At 65.8% G+C, this 20080-nt stretch carries 10 protein-coding genes; 6 read left to right on the forward strand and 4 right to left on the reverse strand.

Annotated features, from left to right (window positions below):
* Positions 1-5 precede the first annotated feature (5 nt).
* The 5 genes from LDO29_RS11250 to LDO29_RS11270 all read left to right on the forward strand — a co-directional run bounded on the left by LDO29_RS11250 (position 6) and on the right by LDO29_RS11270 (position 11213).
* Positions 6-3395 (forward strand): UvrD-helicase domain-containing protein, encoded by a 3390-nt coding sequence (locus LDO29_RS11250; protein ID WP_224079859.1) that lies wholly within the window; start codon positions 6-8, stop codon positions 3393-3395.
* Positions 3396-3468: 73 nt separating this feature from the next.
* A complete protein-coding gene (locus LDO29_RS11255; RefSeq protein WP_224079860.1) occupies positions 3469-4731 on the forward strand; it encodes a hypothetical protein in 1263 nt (420 codons plus the stop codon).
* Positions 4728-6734 (forward strand): phospholipase D-like domain-containing protein, encoded by a 2007-nt coding sequence (locus LDO29_RS11260; RefSeq protein WP_224079861.1) that lies wholly within the window; start codon positions 4728-4730, stop codon positions 6732-6734. The genes LDO29_RS11255 and LDO29_RS11260 overlap by 4 nt, the downstream gene beginning before the upstream one ends.
* On the forward strand, positions 6734-10294 hold the full coding sequence (locus LDO29_RS11265) for a helicase-related protein (protein WP_224079862.1): 3561 nt from the start codon (positions 6734-6736) through the stop codon (positions 10292-10294). Before LDO29_RS11260 ends, LDO29_RS11265 begins: the two co-directional genes overlap by 1 nt.
* Entirely contained in the window at positions 10278-11213 is a 936-nt protein-coding gene (locus LDO29_RS11270) for a 5'-nucleotidase (protein ID WP_224079863.1), read from the forward strand. The genes LDO29_RS11265 and LDO29_RS11270 overlap by 17 nt, the downstream gene beginning before the upstream one ends.
* A gap of 53 nt (positions 11214-11266) precedes the next feature.
* On the opposite strand, the gene LDO29_RS11275 is transcribed toward LDO29_RS11270, so the two are convergent.
* From LDO29_RS11275 to LDO29_RS11290, 4 genes are read right to left on the reverse strand one after another with little or no spacing between them, the layout of a single operon-like run.
* Positions 11267-13411 (reverse strand): dynamin family protein, encoded by a 2145-nt coding sequence (locus tag LDO29_RS11275; protein WP_224079864.1) that lies wholly within the window; start codon positions 13409-13411, stop codon positions 11267-11269.
* 32 nt (positions 13412-13443) lie between these two features.
* Positions 13444-14871: a right-handed parallel beta-helix repeat-containing protein gene (locus LDO29_RS11280; RefSeq protein WP_224079865.1), complete on the reverse strand. Its 1428-nt coding sequence runs from the start codon at positions 14869-14871 to the stop codon at positions 13444-13446.
* Positions 14868-16388 (reverse strand): dynamin family protein, encoded by a 1521-nt coding sequence (locus LDO29_RS11285; RefSeq protein WP_224079866.1) that lies wholly within the window; start codon positions 16386-16388, stop codon positions 14868-14870. Before LDO29_RS11285 ends, LDO29_RS11280 begins: the two co-directional genes overlap by 4 nt.
* A complete protein-coding gene (locus tag LDO29_RS11290) occupies positions 16381-18042 on the reverse strand; it encodes a dynamin family protein (RefSeq protein ID WP_224079867.1) in 1662 nt (553 codons plus the stop codon). Before LDO29_RS11290 ends, LDO29_RS11285 begins: the two co-directional genes overlap by 8 nt.
* A 314-nt stretch (positions 18043-18356) precedes the next feature.
* On the opposite strand from LDO29_RS11290, the gene LDO29_RS11295 reads away from it, so the two are divergent.
* On the forward strand, positions 18357-19988 hold the full coding sequence (locus tag LDO29_RS11295; RefSeq protein WP_224079868.1) for an ATP-binding domain-containing protein: 1632 nt from the start codon (positions 18357-18359) through the stop codon (positions 19986-19988).
* Positions 19989-20080: the final 92 nt, after the last annotated feature.

Genomic DNA, 20080 nt, shown 5'->3' on the forward strand with positions numbered 1-20080 from the left:
CCGCCATGAAGAAGATGCTTACCGACAATGCAGCGCGCCGCATGGCGATCGCCGCGCACGACCGATCGCTGCTGGTGGAAGCCGGAGCAGGGTCGGGCAAGACCGCCGTCATGGCCGGCCGTATCGTGATGCTGCTGGCTGGCGGTGTGCTGCCCAGGCAGATAGCGGCCGTCACATTCACGGAACTGGCCGCCAGCGAGCTGCTGGTCCGCGTGCGCGAGTTCGTGACCATGCTGGTGGCGCATCCCGACCAGCCGCCGGCCGAGCTGCATGCGGCATTGCCGAATGGGCTTGACCCGGTGCAGCAGCGCAACTTGGTGAGCGCGAATCTGGCCATCGACGAGATGACGTGCTCGACGATCCACGGCTTCTGCCAGCGCCTGATCAAGCCCTATCCCGTGGAATCGGATATCGATCCCGGCGCCACGCTGGTCGACCGCGATGAGGGTGAGCTGGCGTTCCAGGAGATTGCCGATGGCTGGCTGCGTGAAGCGCTGGCGGTCAATCAGAGCCTGCTCGCCGAGCTGGCGTTGCGCGATCCGGAGCAGACCATCGCGCTCGTGCAGCGGGTGCTGGGACTGCTGCGACACAACCGCCACGCCTCGGCCCGGCAAGGCAAGCCGCTGGCGCCACGTGGAGCCCAGTTCATCGAGGCCAGCGAGGCCTTCGCGGCATTCATGCGCGACTGCACCAGCACAGCGGAGCCGGAAACGGCTGCCTGCTCGGTGGCGATGTCCGGCATGGCCGCCACGCTGCGTCCGCTGCTGGCGGCCATTGGCCCGGCGCAGTTGGCGGAACTGGTGTTCGTGCGCGCCGATCCCGTCCTGCTGACGACGGCTGGCACGTTCCTGGCCTACAGAAAGAAGGGCAAGTGGCTGGCGTCGGCCAGGCTCGCCGGTCTAGCCAAGGCCGATGGCGAGCGCTTGCACGACCAGGCGTCCGAGCACTACCGCCTTTGTTGCGCGGCCTGGGAGGCATTCATGCAGCAAGTGGCCAGCCATGTGCTGGAGCAGGTCGTAACGCTGCTGCAGCCGGTGACCGCGCGCTTTCGCGCCTACAAGCGCGAGGCGGGACTGCTGGATTTCGACGATCTCATTCATGCGGCGCGGGACCTGCTTCGCCACCATGAGCCGGTCCGGCAAGCACTGGCCAGGCGCTACACGCATGTACTGGTCGACGAGTTCCAGGACACCGATCCGCTCCAGTCGGAGATCTTCTGGCGTCTGTGCGGCGATCCCGTGGGCGGGGCCGATGTGGACGACTGGGCCCGGTACCGCATTCGACCCGGCGCGTTGTTCCTGGTCGGCGATCCCAAGCAGGCCATCTACCGGTTCCGGGGCGCCGACGTGGCCGCCTATGTGCGGGCGCGCGGCGCCTTTGCGGCGCAAGACCCGGAAAGCGTGCTGACGATTTCCACGAATTTCCGTTCGCAGGCGCCCATCCTGCACTACGTCAACGAGCGTTTCGCGACGCTGCTGTCCGCCGAATACGGGCAGCCCGGGTTTACGGCGCTCGAACCGTACCATGCGGCCGCGGACGATGCGCCGTGCGTCGTGGCGCTCGACGTGCCGGTGCCCGCGGACGCTGCTGCCGAGCACCTGCGCGACGCGGAGGCCGAGGCTGTGGCGGATCTGTGCGCGCGGCTGATCGGCAGCGAGCTGCTGACCGACCGCAAGACGGGCCGGCAACGTCCGTGCCGCCCGGGCGACATCGCCCTGTTGGCGCCCACCGGCAGCGAGCTTTGGCGTTACGAGGAAGCACTCGAGCGCCGGGGTGTGCCGGTGGCCACGCAGGCCGGTAAGGGTCTGTATCGCCGTCAGGAAATCCAGGACCTGATTGCGCTGACCCGGGTACTGGCCGATCCCGCCGATACTCTCGCGCTGGGCGCCTTGCTGCGTGGACCGTTGGTCGGTCTTACCGAAGAGGCACTGCTCGACATCGTCGATGGGCTGCCGCGTGGCGACGCTGCGCCTGACACGATTGCGCGACTCACCGTCAGTACCGACCCACAGCACATCGCGGATCCCCATGCGCGGGACATCCTGCAGAAGCTGCAAACGCTGCGCCGCATGGCGAATACCACCACGCCGCACCATCTGCTTGCGCAGGGGGTGGACGTCTTGCGTGTGCGACCGTTGCTGACGCTGCGCCATCGCGGGCGGGCCGAACGTGCACTCGCCAACGTCGACCTGTATCTGAGCATGGCGCGCGCCTATGCCGTGCGTGGCCTGCGCGCGTTCGCGCTGGCCATGACGGCGGCATGGACGGATGAATCGAGAGCGCCGGAAGGACGCCCCGATGCGCAGGAAGAAGCTGTGGCGTTGTACACGATGCATGCCGCAAAGGGGCTCGAATGGCCCATCGTGGTACCGATCAATACGATGACGCTCACCCGCGCGGCCGACAGCACCCTGATCGATCGGGCCACCGGATATATCTGCTGTCCGGTGTTCGGCCTGGAACCGGTCGGCCTGGACGCAGCGCGCGATGCCGAGCAGGAGGAAGTGGCGCGCGAACGGATCCGCCTGTGGTACGTGGCCGCAACCCGTGCGCGCGACCGTCTGGTGCTGCCCCGGCTCGATGCCGATCTGCGCGACGATGCCTGGATGGTCCTGCCGCGCTTCCCCCTGCATGCGCTGCCGGCGTTGGACGTCTCGCATCTGCCGGAGCAACCTGGAATCGAGCCGACACCCATGGCCGGCACGCAGTCGCGCGAGCAGTTTGCGCAGCAGGCGGAGCGGATCGCCCGGGCACAGCGAAGCTTGTCCTGGCTTGCCCCCAGCCGTGATGAAGGCGATGCAGTGTCTGGCGCCTCGCCGTTGCTTGTTGCCGTGTCGTCCACCGAAGTCGGAACGCGCCTCGACGATGCCGCACCGGGTGTTGGCGCGGCTGCCGTGCAGGGCGGCCGCGAACGGGGCTTGCTGATCCACAAGCTACTGGAAGAGGTACTGAACGGCGAAGTGGGCGAGGGCGACGCGGCGCTTGTCGAGCGGGCCGAGACGCTGATCGGCATGCTTGGCATGGTGTCGCACGAGGATCCCGCACGGGGCGTGTCGGCGGCCGAGATCGCCGCGTGCGTGTCCCGCACGCTGGCCCTCCCGGAGATCGCTGCGCTTCGCGGCGAGCTGGTGCCGGAATACGCGCTGTGGTCCGCGCGGATTTCGGAGGCGGGCGAGTTTGCCACCGGGGGCATCGTCGACGCCGTCGCCTTTTCCGGCGATGGCACGCCGCAAGTGGTGGTGGACTGGAAGAGCGATGTTAGGCCGACGGCGGAAACGCTCGAACACTACCGCGCCCAGGTAGGCCAGTACCTGACCATGTCCGGTGCGTCGCGCGGCTTGATCGTGCTGGTCACGTCGGGGCGGGTGGTCGAGGTGTTGCCTTGCGGCGTGTGACGGCCGCTGGCATCGGGCGCCGGCACGGCCCGTGCCGCGCCGGTAATAAGAAGGAAAAGAAGAGAACGGAAGCATGAGATTCACTGAATACGTTGTGCTCGAGCGTGCCGCGCAGGCTACCGATCCGCTCGGGTTCCGGCGGCCGGGTGGCGCGCTGCAAGACCTGCTTTTTCCGCAATTCACTGTGCTGACGTTGCACCCCGCGTACCTGAGCGCCTTGTGCTGCTTCCTCTTGCAACTGCAGGACCGCCCGAACCAGGCAAAGTTCGCGCGCGATTTCCGGGAGCTGGAGTTGCTGTGGGGGATTGGCAATGCCAGTGTCGAAACGTCGATCATCAATGTCACGAAGTACCGTGAACTGTGCGGCGACGACATTCGGCTCGGCAAGATTCCAGCACGCCATCCGATCTTCGCGCGGCTGTCGTATGGCACGCTGGGCCACTATTCGAGCGTGGCCATGCGCTGGAACCTGACCGACAAGTCGGGCCGCAACGTATCGCGGCACGGCCGCGCATTGGGCGAGGGGTTCGCCGGCCGCCGCCGCTCCGGACCAACCTTGGACGAGCAACTCCAGGCATGGACGCGCGACGAGGTCATCACGATGGAGCAGGTGGGCGAGATCGGGCGGTCATTCGGCATTCAGGCCGAGGCGTCGGCGCGGGAGCGCCAGACGTGGCAGGACGTGATCGACGACTGGTGCCGGCGCGTGCCGGACACCGCGGTACTGTGGCGGCGGCCACTGGATCCGTCGCTGATGCCCGCGCAGGCCCAGGACGCGGCATCGTACCGTCAGGTGTTCCCGAAGCTTGAGGCGTTCTATCCGGAACTGATTCCCGAGCTGGGCGCGATGTACCGTTTCGAGCGGCTGGCGGCCGCCACGCAGTTCGTGTTCGAGCTTCACCTTGCCGCGCTGGAACTCGGTGACAAGTTTGCCGACGCGGGTCCGTCGGAGCCTGACGCGTTCGCGGCGCTGGTCGTGGACACCGCGCAGGATTACGTGCGTGCCGGCAGCCGTTTTCACGACGCACGCAACCTCTTCATGTCGATTGCCCGTGGCAAGCCCACCTACGCGGCCCTGAAGCGCTGCATCATCGACCATCACAAGGAGCACCAGAGCGCGAAGGGAACCTCTGCCATAGTCGATCACGACAAGTTCCTCGTGAGCGGCAGGGTCGAGCCCAAGACCATGCAGGATGCGCTGGACGACATTGCCGGTGTCGGGGACATGACGGAGTGCCTGGACCGGCTGCAGTCGCGCTACCGCCGCGACTGGCATTTCGACAAGTGCCGTCGCTGGCACGACTGGGCGGACGGCAAACAGGAGGTGCAGGCATGAAGCGCAACACAGAAACGCTGCGCGACTACTTCGGGGGCATCTTCGACGCCGTGGGCAAGGATCCCGTCGAACACATTGTCGTCCTCACCTATGAATTCGACGATCAGCAGATGCTGAACCTGAGCGCCCTGGAACACATGGGCAGGACGTTTGAACCACGCATCTCGCATCTCGCCAGCATCGCGAAGCTGGTGCCGATCGTCCTCTATGACGCAAGGAAGACGCGCGAGGCCATGCGACTGCCGCATTTTATGGAGTTGCTGCCGGTGCGCACGGCTGCCTACAGTTGCCACCACGCCAAGGCGTACCTGATTGTCACGCGCGACCATGTACATCTGGCGCTGGGCTCGATGAACTTCACGGCCTCGGGCCTGTTCGCCAATCGCGAGGTCTTCGACACGTTCCGCTGGTCCGGCAAGGAACTGCAGGATCGCCCCGTGCTGGCCGACTTCCTGGCGGTGCTGCGCAGCGAGACCTGCTCGGCGTTCGCTTCTGCGCCGCTGGAAGCGGTCATCGCGAAGCTGGATGAGCGTTTGTCCGCATGGCAGGGCCGGCCAGACGCCGGCGACGCGCGCCTGCTCCATCAGGGCTACGACGACAAGACCGGGCTGGAGTCGTTGCGCGCACGCTGGCGCGCCGCCTATGGCGACGATGCGGAGCCCGATCGTGTCATCGTGGTGTCGCCGTTCTTCGACCGGGACATTGCAGCGCACACGGTTTCCGAGGATCTGGCACGGGCGTTTCCGCGCCTGGCCGCTATCGATGTCATCACCGACAGCATCGTCGCGAACTATCTTTGCCAGCGGCATTTCAACGGCGTCGGGCGCAGGCGGCTGTTCCTGATTCCGGACCAGATCTCCGACGAGGAGCGGCAGCATATCGCGCAGGCAAACCAGACGTTCGACATCTCCGACCATGTCATCACCCGCAAGCTGCACGCCAAGATCCTGATCCTGATGCGCGGCAGCGACGCGCTGGTCTACCTCGGCAGCGGAAACTTCACGCGCAAGGCCTGGACCGGGGGCAATCACGAACTGGGCTTCACGCGGACGATGTGCGCTGACCCCGATGCGTTGCTCGCGCAGTTGCAGCGCAACCTGGGCGCGGCAGCCACCGACCGTTACGCCGATCTGCCGGCGCAGCATCCGGCCGAGACGCCGCCCGACGATGACGACGACGCCTATGTGGATGGCGCCGGTTATCCGGATTGCGTACTCGGTATCGAACTCTGTGCCAGCGACGATCCGGAGAAAATGCACTTTGTGATCCGGACGGCGGAGGGGCGGCAAGAGGAACTGTCCCACTACCGGATCCTATGGGGAAAGTTCCCGCTCAGCGTCAAGGCGGGACGCTCGCAGCCGCTGCAACGCGCCGAACTGGCGTCCTGCCTGTTGGGCGGCCGCAATCTGTGCTTCCGGCCCCTCTCGGACCCGGCCACGGTCTTCTACCTGCCTTTCCGCCACAGTGCGGCGTTATTCGAGCAACGCGAACTGTTCATCTATCCGCGCGCGGAAGACTGGATGCTGCAGCAACTGGGCGTGGAGCGCATGCCGGATCGCGATCTGGGCGAATACCTGCCGGGCGATGCGCCGCCAGCCGATGAAGATCCGGCCCTCGCCGCGCACGCGCAGCGTGAGGAGAATCCGGTGATCCGCATGCAGCGCTACCTGAGCCTGTTCGCGAGCATCGAGGCGACGTTCCGCAAACGTGCGAACACCTGCCGGAAGGGCCCGGCGGCCGAGATCGACCAGCGCTGGCGCGACGAGATCACGCAGCCGCTGGCGGCGTTCGCGGACGTCATCGCGCAGGAAGCCGATGGCGACGGCCTGACGCGCGATGCCATCTTCAAGCTTGGCGAACTGGCCTTGTTCACGCGCCGCCTGATGGATATCGACGGTCGCGCGGGTACCTCGACGGCGAACATGCGGAAGCGTCTGCCGCGGCGTCACCGGGACCCTGTCGTCAACGAGTACCTGACCTTCTGCCACGCACAGATCCGATAATGAACCGATCCGATTTCGATAACGTGATCCGCGAAAAGGTGGGCCACGAAAAGGTGGAAAGCAAGTTCCAGAACGACTGGACCCGCCAGCGCAATACGGCGTATGCGTTCATCGAGCGCTTTGGCAACGGGTTCGATACCCAGTTGCTGGCCGACGAGGTAGGCATGGGCAAGACCTATGTAGCCATGGCGATGATCGGCGCCATGCTCCGTGGCCGGCCCGGACGTGCAGGGCGCGCATTGCTGGTCACACCGTCCAGCGCGGTGCTGCGCTCGAAGTGGGAGCAGGAGTTGCGCAGCTTTGGCGACCGCTACATGGGAAGCAAGTCCGGCGCGAAGGCGCCGCTACGGCCGCTGGTCATCACGGATTACTGGCAGCTCGTGGCCAACCTGCACGACTACGATGCCGATCCGGTGGGTCGGGTCACGGAGCGGCTGCGCGGCGGTATCGTGGCGTCGTTCTGGGAATGGTGCCGGCGCGTGAAGCTGGTGGGAAGCCGTACACGGTTCAATCTGGACATATCGTTTGACCCGCATGCGCCGGAGGCGAGGGCGTTTGCTTCGGACTTCTCCAGCGCGGCCTGGTGGAGCTACCTCGATACGCTCAAGGCGGGGCAGGAGCCATTGCTGCGTCAACGGGTAGCCCAGCTATCCGACCAGGATCCCCAGGTCGCCGCGTGGGCGTTTCGCTGGCTCGCGGAAGCCTTCCGGAAGTTCACGGACAAACAGAACGAACATGTGCCCGATGTGCTGATCGTCGGCATGTCGTCGCTGCGGCGCCCAAACTACAACCAGCAGCAGTCGCTGGAGTTCTACACCTTCGTGGTGGGCGTATTGCTATCCGGACTGCACGAGCCAACGCGCAAGGCCTTTGTCAGGGCATTGAGGAAGGCGGGGAACGTCATTCTCGACGACGCCACGCATGACTCGGTCCGGGCGCTGGCCGCGGCTGACCTTTACCGTACCAAGGGTTGCATTGCAGCCGTGATGCAGGACGACGACGCGCTGCAGGCGGAATGGCGTTCGCTCAAGGACGCGCCCGAGGCCGGCCGCATGAAGGCGTTCCTGAGGACGCTGACCGATGCGGTCATCAGCAGGAAGCTCAAGGAGTCGGGCATCAAACTGGCGGTCATTGACGAAGCGCACAACTGGAAGGATGGCAAGAACGGCGGTGGTGAATTCAAGAAGATCTTCGCACCGGCCATTCCGCGCAAGCTGCTGATGTCCGCCACGCCGTTCCAGCTTGCCGAAAACGAGATGCTGCGCGTCTTCGCGCATGCCGCCGATCCGTCCGGGCGTACGCAGCAGGTACTGGCGTCACAGGGCGAAGCCGTGAGCCAGTGTCTTGCCGCAAATGCGAGCTTCGCCAGGTGTTGGACTGAACTGGCGGCGTCGGGCCATGCCGTGCAGGCGCTGCACACCGCCCTGGCGGGCGCCGACGTCGCGGCGGTTGAGGCACGGTTGTCGGCACTGGCCGAGCACCCCACCACCGATCCCGCGCTCGCCGCGTTCTGCCAGGCCGCCCTGGTGTACCGGAAAGCCGTGGACAAGCTGGTAGCGATCCAGCGCCAGATCGTGATCCGCCACGTCAAGCCGCGCGGCCATCGCGCGTTCCATGCCGGGGTGGATTTCCGCGTCGATGTGTTGCCGCAGCAGAAGACGGCGTTGTATGGCGTGATTGGCATGGCCGATGGCGACGATGCGTTCATCCACTACTTGGCCATGCGCATGGACCAGCAGATCCGTGGCATCGACAGCCAGGCGAGCGCGCACCTGATGGGCGGGCTGACGTCGAGCGTGGCGGCATACCAAAAGAGCGTACACGGCCGCCGGGCGCTTCCGCGCGGCGCCGATGTGGTCACGCGTGGCTATGTCGGGATGTTCGGCAAGGCCATGCAGCATCACGCGCATCCGAAAGTGGGCGCCACCGTGCGGCGCGCGCTGGAGAACTACCATAACGGCCGCAAGACACTGATCTTCTGCGAGCGGGTGGACACGCTGGAGGAAATTCAGACCGGTATGCGTCAGGCTATGGAATCGGTGCCTGCCGGTGCGCGGCGCGGGAGCGATCCCGTGCAGGCCCGCAAGGACTTCCTCGAACATGCGGAAGTGGCGGACCTGCGGTTGACCCGGCTGGCGTGGCTGGCCAGCGGACGGCATGTCGGGCTGCGCGCCCGGATCGAGACATTGCGGCCCGAAGCCGCCACGTTCGCCATCGAAACCCTCGCGCGCATTGGCCTCAACCCGACCGCCCGCCGTGTGCACCGGCTCATGGACATCCTCGCCCTGGCCAGACTGGATGGCTCGCCCGCTGAGGCGGGGCATCTTGCGCGGCACTTTGAGGCGCTGTGCGCGGCCTGCCGTAAAGCATCGGTGAAGGACCGCGCGCTCTGGCAATCGATCTTCGGCGGCACCAGGGCGGAAGCGCAGGCCGGTGCGCAAGCGATCCACGACGAGGCGATGAAGCATGCCGCGACGTGGTTCGGTGACGTCACCAATGTCTGGGAGGCGGATGATGCGGCGGAATTCGCCGCGATGGTTTTGGGGCTGCTGGACAGCGAGTCGGCGATGCTGCAGGCCGCGGCCGACCCGAAAGACCCAGCCGCCCCGGCCGACACGGCAACCGCGTTCTATGACACGGTGGTCGCGCTGCAGCGCGGCGTGCGCAAGGTCGTGCTGCGTCCCGACCTGTTCCGCGGCTATCTGGCGGACGCGGGCTGGTCCGGTGGCACGGCATCGGAGATCACGGAGATCGCGGCGATCGTACATGACGGCATCCGGCGCAATCGGGGCCAGGGGGAGTCGCCGTGGCGCCGGGTGTGCCGCTTCATGCAGGCGCTGTGCGACGCCAACGGCAGCATCAATCCACACGCCACCACCAACACGCAACGCCGCAGCTTGTGGCGGGGCGTCAATATCCGGGCGTCGCGTCAGGGCGTGAACGATGAAGAGGGCGACGCACTGGTGACCGATGATGATCTGGCGGTGCAGACGCTGTCGGGCGACACCGATGCCGAGCGGCGTATCGCGCTATGCGCGGCCTTCAACTCGCCGCTGGCGCCGGACGTGCTGATCTGTACGTCGATCGGCAGCGAGGGCATCGACCTGCATCGTGAGTGCGCCGAAGTGATCCACCACGATCTGCCGTGGAATCCGGCCAAGCTCGAACAGCGTATCGGCCGCGTCGATCGTGTGGGCAGCCTGGGGGAGGAGAGAGGCATCAAAGTCCGGATCGGCATCCCGTTCCAGGAGCAGACCTACGAGCGCTTTCAGTACAACGTGCTGCTGGCCCGCGCGCAACGGTTCCAGGTGCTGCTGGGCAAGCCGGATTTCGATGTGGCGACGGACGAGGAAGATCCAGAGGCCGAGGACGGCCGCGTACGGGAAATCGACGGCGACGACGAGGTTGCCGACGCCACGCTGGCGCCCGAGTTGCCGGCGCCGCTGCTGCAGTGGCTGTCGGTGGACCTGGCACTCCCCACCGCCACGGCGCCGGCATTACCACCCACCCCAGTCACGCCAAACAGTAGGAAGGAAGTGGAGCATGCCGTATCCGATTGAAAACAAGCTGGTGGTCGGTGTGGCCTCCAGCGCGCTGTTCGATCTGTCCGAGTCGGACGAGATCTACCGCGGGCAGGGCGTGGAAGCGTACCGGGCGTATCAGGAGAGCCACCTCGATGTGCCGTGCGCGAAAGGGGTGGCGTTCCCGTTCATCCGGCGGCTGCTCGATATCAACCGTGCTTTCCCGGACGATCTGCCCGTCGAGGTGGTGCTGCTGTCGCGCAATTCGCCCGAAACGGGACTGCGGATCTTCCGGTCGATCGCGCACTACGGGCTCGACATCTCGCGCGCGGCGTTCACGGCGGGCGGGCCACCGCACCGGTATATCCCGGCGTTCAACGCTTCGCTGTTCCTGACCGCCAACGAGCGCGACGTGCGCGATGCCATCGATGCCAACTATCCGGCCGGGCTGGTGTTGCCGTCGAAGGTCTTCGACGATGCGCTCGACATGGAACTGCGCGTGGCGTTCGACTTCGATGGCGTGATTGCCGACGATGAATCGGAGACTGTGTTCAAGCTCAACAACGACGTGGAGGAATTCCAGGCGCACGAACTAAACCGTCGCGAGATCCCGCATCGCCCGGGCCTGCTCGCGAACCTGTTCCGCCAGCTCGATGCGCTGCGCCGGCTGGAGGAAGACCGGCTGAGCAAGGACCCCGCCTACCGCAAGGTCCTGCGCATGTCGATCGTGACCGCCCGTAGCGCGCCCGCGCACGAACGGATGATCACCACGCTGAAGAGCTGGGGCGTGACCCCCGACCAAGCGTTCCTGCTGGGTGGCATGGAGAAGGCGCGGATCCTGGACACCATGCGGCCGCATATCTATTTCGACGACCAGGTCAGCCACCTGCGCTCGGCTGCTGGCGACATCCCGATGGTGCATATCCCGTTCGGGATCGCCAACCGGGGCGCGGCGTAGCGTCGCGTCCCCGTTGAGGCAGCCTCTCCCGCTAGGCGGGACAGGGCGGGCGATCAGGCCGCCTTGGCGGTGGGCGCGTCACCGAGCCGATCGTCGCCGAGCTGTTCGATCGTGTCGATCAGCTTCGCCACGAGCTGCTGCTCCATTTCCTTTTCGGCCAGGGCCGCTTCCAGCCGGTCCAGCCGCAGCTTGAGCGCCTTCGTCATGGTTGCGGAAAGGTTCCGTTGCGTGTCGGCCAGGGCGTCGCACAGGGCGTCCACTTTCTGGTTGACCTCTTCCAGCATGCGCCCGGCGATATCGGCCAGCGACTCCCTGACGGCTTCCTGCAGCGCCGCCATCTGGTCGTCACGCGCTTCGCTGCTGAACCGAGAACTGATGCTGCGTCGCACGTCGCCAAGCCGGAACGACAAGGACGGCAGCTTGATCTTGTCCAGCGCCTTGGGCAGCACCTCCTGCAGCAGCCGGGGATCGAAGTCCTTGCTCGACGTATCGAGCGACTTCAGCAACGCCTTGTGCAGTTCCGCGCGCAACTTGTCCGTTGATACCACCGCGGCGAACTGTGCGTTGAGGTTCTCGGTGTTGTTGTCGGCGAATTCGCCCAGGCGCTCGATCGCGTCGGCCGTGGCAAGGTACTCGTAGCTGTGGGTGACGATGTCATACACCGTCTTCTCGTCGCCCCAGGTCCAGGGCTTGTACCAGACCGACGTACTGATCGTGCGCGAGCGGGTCTCGGTCTCGGTGCCCGAGCGCTTGTCGAGCTTGCTGTAGCGTCGGATCTCGCTCCGCAGTGCCTTGCCCATGCTTTCGCAGGCGGCACGCGCCTCATCGCTGGTCCGCTCGAAAATGCCGACAAGCTTGCTGGCGACGTTGGCGATGGCCTTCTCGCAGGCCTGTTGCTGACCGCGCGCGGCTTCGAGGTCGCCGGACTCCAGGTCCATCGTGTGCTCGTTCGCCGCTTGCCGCAGGGCAGCGAAGCAGTCATCGAGGCGCTTCTGCAGGTCCCGTACGAGGTTGCGGCGGGCCTTGTCGATCAGTGCATCCTTGTCGCGGCGTGCCGCATCGTATTCGTCGCGGATCGCCGCGAAGTTGGCGATGCGCGTCCAGTCGTCCTGCGACGGTGGCGGCGTGCCCCACTGATCGGTGGCGATCTCCTCGATGGCGTTGTACGCCGCGGCCATGCCGCCACGCGCGCGCCATGCCGCCTCCGGCCAGGTGGCGAAGAGGTGCGCATAGGTGCTGGAGAAGACCGGCGCCTGCAGGCCGCGATAGATCGCCGCCAGTTCCTCGTTCTGCCTCGCGGCGATCCCGCCCATTTCCTTCTCTGCGCGCGCCGTGAGCCGGTTGCGGATATTGCGCTCGGTCTCGGCCAGCGAGCGGCGGTTAAAGCCGTCGTCGATGATGGCGCCGTCCATCTGGCCGGCAATCAGCGTCATGCGCCGCACACCCTTGGTGGGCAACTGGCGGCCGAGCAGTTCCATGTCGGACTGGTCAAGGAACTGGCTGCAGCGCGACAGGAACATGACCACGTCGCAGGTAGCCATGAACTGGCGCGTCTTGTCGGTGCGGCTCGGCACCGGATCGTTCATGCCGGGCGTATCCACGATCTCGTACCCTTTCAGGTCGTCATCGGGCAGCGTCAGCTCGGTCATCTGCACCAGCGGCGTGTACTGGCCGTCCTCGCCAACGTAGGCGTTCATGCGGTCGATCAGGTCTTCGATGCTGTCGGCCTCCACCACGTGCCGTCCCTTCTTGAGCGTCGCGGCGATGGCGATGCCGTTGGCCTGCGCCATGGCCACCAGTTCGCGCGCGACACGTGCCTCCGCGCCGTCGCCCTGGCTGGCCGCTGCGTGCTCGATCTGCGCCCATTCCTCGGACGTGTAGAACGTGACGGTCAGCACGGGACGCGGACCCCAGGTGATCTTGGTCAGGTTCGCGGTCTTGGGGGTGGCCGCCTCGGGCAGCACCGGCTTGCCCTGGAAAAGCAGGGCGTTCAGGAAGCTGCTCTTGCCGGCCTTCACCTGGCCCATGATGCCGATGCTCAGGCGCGCGTCGGCGGAGAGCTTGTGGCGCCGGCTTTCCAGGTCCTTGAGCAGTTCGGCGAACGCGTCGATCTCGTCGGGGAATTGGGTGTGCCAGGGATGCAGCGCGTGCACGGCGCCGTCGATGCGAGTGCGTAGGCTGTCCAGTTGCTGGTTCAATGCGGAGGTCGGCATAGATAGGGTTGGGCGTCTTAGTATTCGAACCACCAGTCTTCGGCGTTCATCGCGCTGTTGACGGAGCGGCTGTCATCCAGTGTGCACTGGTGCAGGACTGTCACGTGCTGGCCCTTCTCGTGGTAGAGCACATCTGACGACTTGAAGCGGCAGCTAATGGCGATGCTGGTAAAGCTCCCCGCGTGGCCGCAGTCGCCCATGCGAATGCCGGCGTCACGGAACGTGGATTCGCTGAACGATGCCGATCCGGCATAGTCGGCGAACACGCCAACATGCTGCAATTCCTCGTCCAGGCGCGTACTGGAGCAGTTCTCGAGCTTGCAGTTGTGGATGGCATCGTAGAGCCCGTCGGCACGAATCGCGCCGCCCAGCGAGGCCGTGCAATCAACGAATCGGGAGTGTGAGACTTTGAATTCGGCGCCATTCCGAAGCGTGAGGTACCGTTCGCGGGTATCCTTCAATCGTTTCACCGCGATGGCGCCACCCGGCATTGAGGCATTGCCGCATTCATGGAAGTGGCACTTCTGAATCTGTACGGAAGAATGGGTCAGCCACAGGGCGCGTGCATCGATAGTTGTGAGCGAACAGTTGATGATCCGTACCTCGGTCGAATGCTCGAAGGTCATCGCGGTCCGTTGGTCGGCTTCCAGATAATGGCCCGTGACGTCGCAATCCCTTAGCTCGAAGGCATTGACCTGGTCGAAGACAAAGACGGGCGCATCGAGCGTGGTGTTGCGGATCGACGCATCCGGGCGGTGCTTGGCATCCGCCGTGGTCAGGATGCGCCCGTCACGCAGGAACAGCAGCGTGCTGTCTTGTATCGACCAGTTGCAAGTCATCTCGATGGTGCCGGAGATGCGCCAGACGCCGCCGGTCAGGCCGACGGCGAGCCTCTCCGCGGTGAGTTCCGTGCCAAGGAATTCCTTCCAGACGACAAATTCCTGGACCTCGATCGATTCGAACGTCTTCTCGTCCGCCGGCCGCCCCAACACAGTGGCGGCAATATCGGCCACGGTGCGCAGTTCGGCCGCCTTCAGCCGGAAGATGTGCGCCAGTTCGGACAGCAGCGTCTGTTGCCCGTACGAGAGCGTGCCCGCCACGCGCAGCAGGATGGCGGCGTCGGTCATGAAGCTGCGCGCCAGGCCGGCTTCAACGAACATGTCGGCGCAATCGCGCAGGAAGGGGCGGTCGATGTCCTGTGCCGCGGCCAGGATTTCGCCCTCCTGTTCGGCCACGTCGAGCGATTCGAGCAGCATCCGGAACAGCCGCTGTCGCGATTCGGCAATGACCGGCTCGCAGAGCAGAACCACGGCCAGCAGGCGCGCGTAGGCATCGCGCACCGCTTCGTCCTGGGTCCGGGCGTAATGCGCGGGCAGCGGATGCGTGAGCAGCTTGACGTCGTCGAGGTATCGCAGGATGCGGGCCGGTGAGAGTGGGGCGTTCATGAGTCAGCGTGATTCAGGGAGTCGAGCCAGGCCAGGCTGAGATGGCGGCGCAGCAGGGGCGCGGCGTTGCACACGTCGGGCAGGTCGTTGAGCGTTTGCCAGATGGCCGCATGACGGTTGTTGCCGACGACGGTGCCGGATGCCGGATCGGCCGTCACCGCGGCGAGTGCGGCCGTATCGGTGGTGCCATCCGCCTCATCGGCGCCGGCGCCGGCGGCGCGGCGCTGGAAGATGGCGGACAGATTGGCAATCAGCGCCAGGCGCTTCGGCCCCAGCAGGTCCAGCTCGGACGGCTCGGGCATCGGCGTGCTCATGGCATCGCCGAGGTTCTCCAGCACATGGAAGAGTCGCCGGGTCAGCGCCGCCAGTGAGGTGAGCATGGCCTTCAGCCGGTCCATGTCGGCACGGGCCTGCGCGTTGATGGCCTCCAGGGTGGCGATGGCGCCGTCATCGGCCGGCAGCATGGCCAGCGCGCGATTGGTGGCACCCATGTGCTCGTGCGCGCGCACCAGTTCGCCATCGATGTACCGGGCGTAGGGCCGCAAGGCGAGCTTGACGGTGCGCGGGCAAGGCGGTGCCGGCCGCTGGCGGGACCAGGCATCGAACAGGTCTGTGAGCGGGGTCAGCGGGTAGCCGGCCGAACGCCGGCGGCTCACGGGCACGACGTCGAGCACGCCGATATTGCGCTCGGCCAGCGTGCGGCGGATGAGCGCCACGATCTGCTTGATATCCTCTGGGGACTTGCGGTCCGCGCGCGATACCGCCACCACCTTCGGGATGGCCGCGCTCAGCGTGGACAGGAACTTCAGGTCGCTGTCGCTGATGACGCCGTTGTCCGCCGAGACCACCCAGACGATGCTGTGCACCGCATTCAGCGCGTCGCGCGCGCGGTCGGCATCGGTGGGGTCGCCGTCGGGGTGCTCGGGCTTGGAGTAGCCGGGCGTGTCCGCAAGCGCCAGGTGGTGCCACGGAAAGCCGTTGCGCACGACGACGGCCGTCCGAAGTAGGTGGCCCACTTCGCTGCCGTGCACGCGCAGTTCGTCGTGGCTGATGCTGCGCAGATCGTCGTCGGAGAGCCTGACCCGCTGCCCAAGCACGTTCAGGGCCAGTACGTCGTCGGTCTCGCCATGCGTGATGTAGGTGGCGATCGACGTGGTGGGGTCCAGTTCAGCGGGCAGCAGCGGCGCGCCGAGCAGGGCGTTGATGAGGGTGGACTTGCCGGCGCTGAACGCACCGCCAAAGCCCACGATCCACTTGCCGCCGGTCACGGGCAGGTTGCAGGACTGGCGCAAGGCTTCGATGGCCCCCACCACTTCGCCATGCAGATCGACGATGTCAGCGGGGCTTCCCTGCCGGTACAGGGCCGGCAATTCCTCGTGCACGATGGCGTGCAGCTCGGCCAACAGCGTGCCGACCTGTTCGGGCACGGCGTCGCCGCGCAGGCAGGTGCTGAGCAGCCGCAGGCGGCTGGCGGCCAGGTCCGCGTCGGATGGCTCGGGCAGCAGTGGCTCAGTCAACGTTGACTCCCAGATCCTTGAGCATGGCCCGGGTGGTGGTGGCGTCCGCACGGAGCTGTTCGCGCACAGCCTCGAACTCGGCTTGCTGGCGGCTCTGGTCCGCGCGCGCCTGTTCCAGCGCCTTCACCTGGATATCGCGCTGCTGGGCAACCGTTTTCTCGATCGCGGTCTTGGCCTCCTCCACCATCTTGCGCAGCGGCGGGATGATGCCCTCGCGCGTGCGCGCGGCGGCGTCCCGGAAGACTTCGTTCACAAGCTTCAGCATGACGGCTTCGCGGCGCTGCGCTTCCAGCGCGTTGCGCATGGCGCCACCGGTCACCACCGAGATCAGGGGCAGGATGAACTTCATGGCCGGTGCGATGATCGGGCCGATGACCGGGATCATCGTCAGCAGCGGCAGCACCACGGGTGCGAGCGTGGCCAGCGAGCCCAGATCGTCGAACAATCCGCCGGCGGGACCATCCGGCATGCGCATGCCGGCGACGATATGCTCCGGCAAGGCATGCTCCACGTCGGTGCAGTAGCGCTTCAGCTCGGGCAGGAAGAGTTCATGGTAGCCCTGGGTCACCGCCAGCCGGATGATGCTGCCCAGTTGCCCGGACACGTTCGCGCCGGCGCAGACCTGTGCCGCCAGGGCGTCAGCATTGGCCGCCAGCGCGGCGGATACCTGCTGCACGATGCGATCGGCGGCGGCCATCGCGCGCCGGTCGAACATGTCGGTTTCCTGCCGGAACTTGCGGTCGAACGCCTCCAGCTCGCGTGCCTGCTGCGCAAGCCTCGCGGCGATGTCGTCGCCTGACCAGTTCGCGGCGCTGATGCGGGTCTGCAGGTAGCTGTGGAAGCCCAGCAGTTGCGTGGCCAACGGCTGGCCCACGCTTTCCACGTACAACGCCTCCGCGTTGCCTTCCAGCGTGGCAAGGACGCTGGCGAATGCCTCCACTTCACGCTTGCGCGCCGAGGCGATGGCCACGCCGACCGGCGCCTTGCCGATGGCCTGGGTGACTTCCCTGACCACGGTATCGGCCACTGCCTGCACGTCCTCCGGCGCCTTCTTGTCGCTCTTGCTGATCACCACGGCCACGGGACGCTGGTGCACCTTCAGTTCCAGCAGGGCGTTCCGGATCGAACTGCGGAGGTTGCCTTCGTCGGCGCTGACCACCACCACATACGCCAGGCTGCGCGCGGCGTAACCGTCGATGGCCTGTTCATGCTCCTTCAGCCCGGAATCCCATCCCGGCAAGTCCACGAGCCGCAGATGCGGCACGGCCGCGAGCCGGGGCGCCGGTGTGCGCAGGTGAACCCACCCACCGTCCGTGAGTTCCTGGACGGCGTTGTCACGCAGCGCGTCGTGGGTCAGCGGGATGCGTCTGCCATTGCGCAGGCAGCCGTGGATCGACTCCTGTTCGGCGAATTCAATCTCCGCCGGCACCGCGGTTTCCGGGTCCAGGCTGGTGGCAAAGTAGGGCGTTCCCAGATAGGCATTGAGCAGCGACGACTTGCCCGAGCTGAATGCGCCAACCAGCGGCACCGGTACGACGAAGTGATTGGTTTGCGCGACGGCCTCGTCGAGCCACGCCGTCGATTGTTCATATCGCGGCAGCAATTGGGCGAGGGCAGGGGCGATGGCCAGGACAGTCTTCTGGGCGTTGAACATGAGGTTCCGATGGGGGATTGGGTGGAATGGCTGGCTTCAGCATTGAGAGGACAAGGCTGGCGCTTCGTTTACGTTTGACGGCGGACTGCCGGGGTTCTTTAGCGTGGCGGCGCCCTACGCTAGAGGGGGCGCCGCCGCGCTGCATCGATCTGCTGTCCTTGCGTCGGCATCCAACGATCACGGCATTGCGATTGTTTATCGGCATCTGCGCATGACATGCGCAGAATGGTCCGGGTTTGGAGATGTGCCGTGCTTGGCCCGCTTCATGCACCTCGGGTATGCTCCGCATTCCACAGCAATCAAGGGGTCTAGCAATGGCGCGTGTCGTGCCTGACGGGTGGGAAACCATGGAGGCCGATGGCCCCATGCGGCGTGAATTCGAGACACTGGCGGTACTCTCGGCCGGCTTGCCGGAGGGCTATTCGGTCTATCACACGGTTCACTGGACCAACGTCGAGCGGTCCCATGCCATCTATGGCGAAATTGATTTCGTGGTCATGAACCGCGCCGGCCACCTGATGCTGATCGAGCAGAAGTGTGGTGTGCTTATGGAAACCGCCGACGGCCTGGCCAAGAACTACGGCGGAAAGATCAAGTCCGTGCCGGCGCAGATGGCACGCACGGCCGATGGCATGCGTGGCAAGTTGAGCCGCGCACTCAATGGCAGGCCGCTGATCATCGAGCATTTGCTGTTCTGCCCCGATCATCACGTCAAGGCGCCGCTGGCCGCAGGCATCACGGCCGAACGGATCGTCGATGCGGGCCGGAGCGAGGCGCTGTGCCGGGTGATCCAGGACATCTTGCCGGAGGCAGTGCCGGATCCGCTGGCCGAGCGGATGGACCGCTTCCTTTGTGATGTCATCCAGTTGGAGGGCGATGCTAGCGCGCTGGTGGGGCAGGCCCGTGCGCAGGTCACGCGCGTTTCGGGCGGATTGGCACACTGGGCGCGCCAGCTCGACATCGAGCCGTTCCGCCTGCGCGTGACCGGCACGGCAGGTTCCGGCAAGACACAGCTTGCGCTCGCCGAATATCGGGCAGCCATCGATGGCTGCAAGCGGCCCTTGTACATCTGCTTCAACCGTCCATTGTCCGACCATTTCGCGAGCATCGCACCGGCAGGGGGGGCGGTTTGCACCTTCCACATGCTGTGCGACCAGATGATCCGGCATGCCGGGGCGACGCCTGACTTCACGAGGGCCGATGCGTTCGACACCCTGGTGGCGCAAGCACAGGCGCTTGAGGTGCCGCCGGATTTCCTGTTCGACACTGTCATTGTTGACGAGGGGCAGGATTTCGCGCCGCAGTGGCGAGATATGGTGCTGCGGCACGCCAGGCCTGACGCGAGCGTACTGTGGCTGGAAGACCCGCTGCAGAACCTGTATGGTCATCCGCCGGTGGAACTGCCGGGCTGGGTCCGCATGCGTGCCAGCAGCAATTTCCGGAGTCCGCGGCCGGTGGTCAGGCTGCTGCAGGCGATTGTGCCGCCTGACGTGAAGATCGACGCGGCCGCGCCGGTGGCCGGCGCCGAGATCGAGTTCCTGGTCTATCGCGACAACGCTGGGATGCTTGAACAGGTCAAGGAAGGCATTCGGCTGTGCTATGTCGCCGGCTTTCGCAAGGGCGACGTGGCGCTGCTGAGTTTTCGCGGCCGGGGCAGTTCGCGCGTGCTGGGCTTCGACCGCCTGGGGCCGCATACGTTGCGCAAGTTTTCCGGCAGCTACGACGATCATGGGCAACCGCTGTTTTCCGAGGGCGATGTGCTGGCCGAATCGATTCATCGATTCAAGGGACAGTCGGCGCCGGCTGTGGTGTTGACCGAGATTGACTTCGATGTCTTGGGTGATGCGGAGATCCGACGGCTGTTCGTTGGCGCCACGCGCGCGACCATGAAGCTGGTGCTGGTGTTGTCGGAACAGGCGGCAGCGGTGTTGGTGGAGCGGCTCTGAGCGGTATTGGCACATTGGCGTCCAGGATCTGCGCATGTATTGCTCGGAACCCGCCGTAAGCTGATGGGGCGATGCGATGCAAGGAGCCCAGG

The sequence above is a fragment of the Cupriavidus laharis genome (genome assembly GCF_914271435.1).
Lineage (GTDB): Bacteria > Pseudomonadota > Gammaproteobacteria > Burkholderiales > Burkholderiaceae > Cupriavidus > Cupriavidus laharis.

Coding starts and splice junctions, on each gene's coding strand:
- LDO29_RS11250 (WP_224079859.1), top strand. CDS start 6: ATGAAGAAGATGCTTACCGACAATGCAGCGCGCCGCATGGCGATCGCC.
- LDO29_RS11255 (WP_224079860.1), top strand. CDS start 3,469: ATGAGATTCACTGAATACGTTGTGCTCGAGCGTGCCGCGCAGGCTACC.
- LDO29_RS11260 (WP_224079861.1), top strand. CDS start 4,728: ATGAAGCGCAACACAGAAACGCTGCGCGACTACTTCGGGGGCATCTTC.
- LDO29_RS11265 (WP_224079862.1), top strand. CDS start 6,734: ATGAACCGATCCGATTTCGATAACGTGATCCGCGAAAAGGTGGGCCAC.
- LDO29_RS11270 (WP_224079863.1), top strand. CDS start 10,278: ATGCCGTATCCGATTGAAAACAAGCTGGTGGTCGGTGTGGCCTCCAGC.
- LDO29_RS11280 (WP_224079865.1), bottom strand. CDS start 14,871: ATGAACGCCCCACTCTCACCGGCCCGCATCCTGCGATACCTCGACGAC.
- LDO29_RS11290 (WP_224079867.1), bottom strand. CDS start 18,042: ATGTTCAACGCCCAGAAGACTGTCCTGGCCATCGCCCCTGCCCTCGCC.
- LDO29_RS11295 (WP_224079868.1), top strand. CDS start 18,357: ATGGCGCGTGTCGTGCCTGACGGGTGGGAAACCATGGAGGCCGATGGC.